At 37.6% G+C, this 5620-nt stretch carries 5 protein-coding genes; 4 read left to right on the top strand and 1 reads right to left on the bottom strand.

Translation table 11 applies throughout. The features are described from left to right. Positions 1-158 precede the first annotated feature (158 nt). Entirely contained in the window at positions 159-1808 is a 1650-nt protein-coding gene (locus tag M901_RS06050) for a hypothetical protein (RefSeq protein WP_021277294.1), read from the top strand. 210 nt (positions 1809-2018) lie between these two features. Beyond that, the gene (locus tag M901_RS06045; protein ID WP_034720807.1) at positions 2019-2606 is read left to right on the top strand and encodes a ChaN family lipoprotein; all 588 of its coding nucleotides are present in this window, start codon (positions 2019-2021) and stop codon (positions 2604-2606) included. Here the strand turns inward: M901_RS06045 and M901_RS06040 are convergent. Beyond that, on the bottom strand, positions 2591-3598 hold the full coding sequence (locus M901_RS06040) for a glycosyltransferase family 9 protein (RefSeq protein ID WP_021277299.1): 1008 nt from the start codon (positions 3596-3598) through the stop codon (positions 2591-2593). The genes M901_RS06045 and M901_RS06040 overlap by 16 nt on opposite strands. 83 nt (positions 3599-3681) lie before the next feature. Here M901_RS06040 and M901_RS06035 point away from each other — a divergent pair, with 83 nt between their 5' ends. Both M901_RS06035 and M901_RS06030 read left to right on the top strand, forming a co-directional pair. Beyond that, positions 3682-4776 carry a type IV pilus twitching motility protein PilT gene (locus M901_RS06035; RefSeq protein ID WP_034720809.1) on the top strand — a complete coding sequence of 365 codons (1095 nt, stop codon included), beginning with the start codon at positions 3682-3684 and terminating at the stop codon, positions 4774-4776. A gap of 160 nt (positions 4777-4936) precedes the next feature. Then, a complete protein-coding gene (locus M901_RS06030; RefSeq protein ID WP_021277297.1) occupies positions 4937-5587 on the top strand; it encodes a response regulator transcription factor in 651 nt (216 codons plus the stop codon). The last annotated feature ends 33 nt before the right edge of the window (positions 5588-5620 follow it).

Genomic DNA, 5620 nt, shown 5'->3' with positions numbered 1-5620 from the left:
AAAAAGAATATAAGAAAATAGTTTCTCTCTACCATCCAGATAAGTGGAATTACTACAACAAAACAGATTCCATTGATAAACGATTAAGAGAGAACTTCAATATCATTCAAAAGAGCTATGATATAATAAGTAAGTAAATTAGATATAAGGAAATACAGATGCACAAGAAAAGAGAACAGGTTATCAAGGCCCTTGAACTCGAGTTGACTCGCATTATCAGTGAGACAAATGGAATCAATTTGAGTGATACACTGGAGCTTCTTTGCCACAGTCAAACAGTAAAGGATACACCTTCAGTTGAAAAGGCCGTTCATGAGTTTATAAAGCTATTGGCCGGTTACTCTGTTGATGAAGTCGACATTGATACTCTTCTAGGCCATCCTCTATCAGATGCTCTCTTTACATTCTTTAAAAAGTTCCCTCTTCCATTTCATGAAGAGCATATTCACCTCACGGGATCACTAACGGCAGAGTTTATTTACCCAAGACTCAAAGTCCTCCTTGATGGACCAGATAGAGAGCTTTATGAAGAACAAATTAAGAATGTCTATGGAGAAGACTCTATTCCTATTAATAGTGTCGAAGATGTTGATAATCTCATTCGCTTAAAAGATGGTGAACAATTTAAAACTTATCTGAGAATCCTCTTTCTTCCAAAACTTATTCTTACTTCTCGAGAAGCTCATGAGGATGCCGCTTACTTCATGGCCAAAGACCTCTACGAGAATTATAACGTTGGAAATATTCGACTAAAGTTTACTCTTTCAAGAGCAAATAAAATGGATGCTGAACAAATCCCTGGACTCAGTGATGTTACTGAAGAAGATGTTGTTATGGGTCTCTATACAGGATTTAAAAAGTTTCAAAAAGAAGTACCAGAATTTGACTTTATTCTCTCACCTAGTTTTAGAAAAGAATTGAATTTCTATGATAGTGATAATTTCGATTCCAAAGAAGCCCACTTCGATCACCAAGTTGCCACACTGCTTGATCTCATAAAGAAAAGACCTGAGATTATGAAAAACTTAAAAGAAGTAGATACTGTGGGAGATGAAAAAGAACTTTATAGAAAAGCTCATTTCAAGGAACTTCAGGCCGGCCTTAGAAGGCTACAATACAAAGGGCTAAAAATTAGAAGTCACCATGGGGAAACATGGAAGAACTTAAGAAGAGGTATTCAGTCTGTAGATAATGCGATGAATATTTGGCATATTGACACACTTGAACATGGCCTAAGTCTCGGAATCAACCCTAACTACTATTTTCATAGACTCTATCAAAGAGTTATGGAGAGAAATATTAAACACCAAGTGATTCTTCCAAACTCAGCAGAATGGGAAGAATTAGAGGATATGAAATTCCATGATCCTGCAATCAAACAAAAACTCTACCAAGGAATTCCTCTAACCGAAGAAGAAAGAGTCAGTTTTCTTAAAACCAAATTTCATACGGCGAGAGAAATTGAGCACTATCAACATGACATTCTCAATCGAATGATTCACAAGGATGTTTCGCTAGTAGCCCTTCCTTCATCGAATTTAAAACTTACAGGCTCTTTCCCTGATTATAAGGATCACCCATTTTCATGGTGGGAGAAAAAAGGTGTTCGTTTAGGTGTTGGAACAGATAACTATATCACTCTTAGTACAAACTTTATTCAAGAGATGCTTATTCTTCTCTATTCTGATCCTGATAAACTTAAGATCACAAAACTTCTCATGATTACAGCTAAAGAAAGTAGAAGACCATTTATTTCTCATCTCCTTTGGAAAATGAGAAAAGAGCTAGAAATCGAACATCGAGATTAATAACTGCTCCCCTTAAGTGGGGGTGGGCTTCACCCATCTCCACGTTACCACCTCATCTACGACAGATAATTTTCAACAGTTCAAAAAAGAAAGTCCTAACATCGTGTTTACAAAGACTTATCCCCTTTCCATAACCCCATTTGTGTATAGCAGTTTATAAATTTTACGATAATCGCCCTATCTATTCGAATTTAGACTATAGTGCCAAATATGAAAAATCTCTTTTTGGCCTGGCTACTCTTATCCCATTTTCAAACCCTCGCAGCAAATTCAGCAAGTGTATTTGAAAATATCGATCACCAACTAATACTGGCCGGAGAAACTCATACCCATGATCAGCTAAGAGCTGAGTTTAGTGAAGACCTTGAGATTTTCGCAAATAATGGTGGAGAAGTCCTGGCCTTGGAAATGGTCGAGACGAATTATCAGGACCTTTTAGAGCGCTATTTAGAAGACAAGAAGAACTCTGAGCAAGACCTCTATGATTACCTAAAATATCGTTGGGGTTATAATACCGATAGTTATATGAAGATGATAACAAGGGCAAAAGAGCTTGGTCTTGATCTCTTAGCTGTTGACCTACCAAAGGCTCAAAGACCTCAAGAGGTTTTAATCTTTCCCGTTCCACCAGATGTTTCATTAGTGCGTGCGGCAAGGGAAGCCCATATGGCAAAAGTTCTTTGCCAAGAAGAAAGAAAAACGGTTCTAATCATTGGATCTTTTCATATTCTTGAAAGGTTCTTACCAGCGGCCTTAAAGAAAGAGTGCTTTAAGAAATCATATCAGTTTAAGCTCTGATACTTCTTCGCCACAGCTTCTGGTCGAATATCAACCATACATTTTTGATAAATATCTTGAGAGCACTTACCTCTTCCATCTTTTGTACATGGTCGACAAGGCAGATCAACTGCCATGGTTTCGGTAGTGAGTGCTGTTGGAAATCCAAAAGCTGTTGGACCAATAAGAGCAATTGTTTTTACGCCTAGGATATCCGCTACGTGAAGAATACCTGTATCGGCCGAGATCGTTGTCTTTGACTTTTTCACAAAGTAGCAACTCTCAATGAGAGAGGTTTTTCCCGCAAGGTTAATAATTCTTTCGGGATCAATATCTGAGATTTCCTGGCAAAAATCATCTGCAGGACCTCCAAGAACAACAAATTTTTCGTCCTTTAATTTTTTAACAAGATCCTTCCAATATTCAATTGGCCATCTCTTCATCTCCCAAGCGGCAGATGGAGCAATCGCAATAAAATTATCAATATTAAAACTCTCAAACTTCTCAATCACTGATGGAGCAAAACTCCAATCCTGGTTAAAGTCTGTCTCTCTCTCTTTGAAATCAATCCAAGCTGAGATTGGTCTAAGATAGGAAATGGCCCCAAGAAATGGCCATGGAAAAAGATTCTTTCTCATTTTGAAAAGCATGAAGCGTTTAATTCTCTCCTTCGATCTTCTTACAAGCGAGAGAGATCTCATAAAAGATAGAATCGTACAGACAACGACAGAGCGTATATTTGAATGAGCATCGTAGATATGAGTATAATTTTCTTCTCTTAACTTGATTGCTAATTTGATAAGCCCTAACATTCCAATCTTCTTATCAAACTCAATTACTCGAGAAATTTGATCGGACATCCCTAAGACAGATGAAAACTCCTTCTTAACGAGCCAATGGATTTCACGATTCCCATTGCCGTCACGACCTCTCTTTATAGGAGATAGGCAGCTCATACATTGAACGATATCCCCAAAGCTTGAAAGTCTTATAATCAGAACTTTATCTGTCATCTATCTAAACTCTTCCTAATAATTTCCGATAATTAAGCATAGAACATATGTCAGGTACTGACAATTTATAAAGGGACATGGGGATGGCTTTTACCGACAAACACTTAAAATCACTAGTGAGTGTTGCTCTTCAAAATGGAGCAAGTGATATTCACATCAGGGCGGGTGAACCCCCTTGTTTAAGAATTCGAGGCGATCTCGTTCCAGTTAAATCAAATAAGAATATTGAAGATGAGGATATTAAAAATCTCTGCGAGATTATGATCTCAAATAAGAATGTCCTTGAAGATTACGAACAACTAAAAGAATACGATGCTGTTTATGAGATTGAAGAACTCTGTCGTTTAAGAATGAACTTCTTTCGCTACAATGGAAAATCAGGTCTCATTCTAAGAATAATCAATATGCAAGTTCCTACGATTGAAGAGCTCAATCTCTCTCCTACACTAAAAGATATTACAAAGAAGAAGCGTGGACTTATTCTTGTCACAGGAGCAACAGGTTCGGGAAAGAGTACGACTCTTGCAGCAATGATCGACTTTATCAACCAAACTCAAACCAAGCATATTGTGACAATTGAAGACCCTATCGAATATCTTCACTCTCAAAAAAGTTCACGTATTAGTCAACGTGAGGTTGGAAGAGATACCGAAACATATATGAGTGGATTGAAATCGGCCCTAAGACAAGACCCTGATGTCATCCTGCTGGGAGAGCTTAGAGATCAAGAATCTATTTCGGTTGCACTTAAAGCGGCCGAAACGGGACACCTTGTTATGGCCACAGTTCACACAACTGATGCTCTTGCAACAATCGGTAGAATACTTTCAATGTTTCCACCTGAGGAACTTATTGATGTGAGAAAGAGACTGGCAGATTCATTATTTGCGACCATTTCTCAACGTATGCTTAAAGGAAAGAATAAGAAGAAGGCCCTTATTGCTCAAGAAATCATGGTAACGAGCCCAGGGGTAAAAGAATGTATCCGTGGAGACGAGCCACTTGAGAGGATCATTTCTATCATAGAAAATGGTGGAACAAATGAAATTGGGGTGAAATGCCAAACCTTTGATCAACATATATACGAACTTTACGAGAAAGGTCTGATCTCGAAACAGGAAGCTGAAAAGGCCGTACGAAGCCAGAGTAACTTTCTCCAAAAGCTTATCATCGAGTAAACTCAATAACTTATCGCGGAAGGTCCCTTTGGACCTTCCCTATCTTATGACGCACACCTAACTCACAATCAAGAAAACTTTATCCTAGTCTAATTGCTGTATAAACAGGCACTTGCTATTATTGAGTCAATAAATTCAGTATAAATCTCTGGCACCAAAAATGGAAAGAATACTCTGTATTGACGACAAAATTGAAAATCTTGAACACTATAAAGTTCTCTTTGAAGAGAAATATGAACTTGTTTGTCTTGAGAACTCATTAGAGGCCTTAGAAACAATTTCAACATTCAATCCACATATCATCCTCTTAGATCTCTATATGCCTTTTAAAAATGGTTTTGAGATCCTAGAGGAATTACAATACACGTCTGATATTCCCATTATAATTATCTCGTCTTCATCAGAAGATCAGTCTATCGAAAAGGCCTTTACTTTAGGTGCCGTTGATTTCATCAGTCGACAGATGTCTGACAGAGAAATCAAAGTAAGGGTGCGCTCGAGAATCAAGTCTCACAGAAATGAGGTAAAGTTCTTAGACTATATTTTGGATATGAGTAAGAACACGATTAAATTTAAGAACACTGAGGTTGATCTTACCCCTAATGAGTATAAGGTTCTCTTTCATGCATTTACTAATAATGGCCTCATCTCTAAAAATGATCTCTACGCAAGAGCATGGCCAAACCAAGTTTTTACAGACAAAACATTGAACACCCACCTCACAAACCTGAGAAAGAAGCTCAATGGAATTTCTTCTAAAGTTGTCATCAAAAGAGATGGTAATGTTCAATTTCTAAAGAATGAAAACTAGGCCGAGAATAGTTTTTGGCGGCTAAGAAAAGTT

It is taken from the genome of Bacteriovorax sp. DB6_IX, assembly GCF_000447775.1.
In the GTDB taxonomy this organism is placed as follows: Bacteria; Bdellovibrionota; Bacteriovoracia; order Bacteriovoracales; family Bacteriovoracaceae; genus Halobacteriovorax_A.
Note: the sequence above shows the minus strand (reverse complement) of the source record. Positions and strands in the feature narration are given on the sequence as shown.

Excerpts from the sequence above, each read along its gene's own strand:
- M901_RS06035 (WP_034720809.1), top strand. The coding sequence starts at position 3,682 with ATGGCTTTTACCGACAAACACTTAAAATCACTAGTGAGTGTTGCTCTT.
- M901_RS06050 (WP_021277294.1), top strand. The coding sequence starts at position 159 with ATGCACAAGAAAAGAGAACAGGTTATCAAGGCCCTTGAACTCGAGTTG.
- M901_RS06030 (WP_021277297.1), top strand. The coding sequence starts at position 4,937 with ATGGAAAGAATACTCTGTATTGACGACAAAATTGAAAATCTTGAACAC.
- M901_RS06040 (WP_021277299.1), bottom strand. The coding sequence starts at position 3,598 with ATGACAGATAAAGTTCTGATTATAAGACTTTCAAGCTTTGGGGATATC.
- M901_RS06045 (WP_034720807.1), top strand. The coding sequence starts at position 2,019 with ATGAAAAATCTCTTTTTGGCCTGGCTACTCTTATCCCATTTTCAAACC.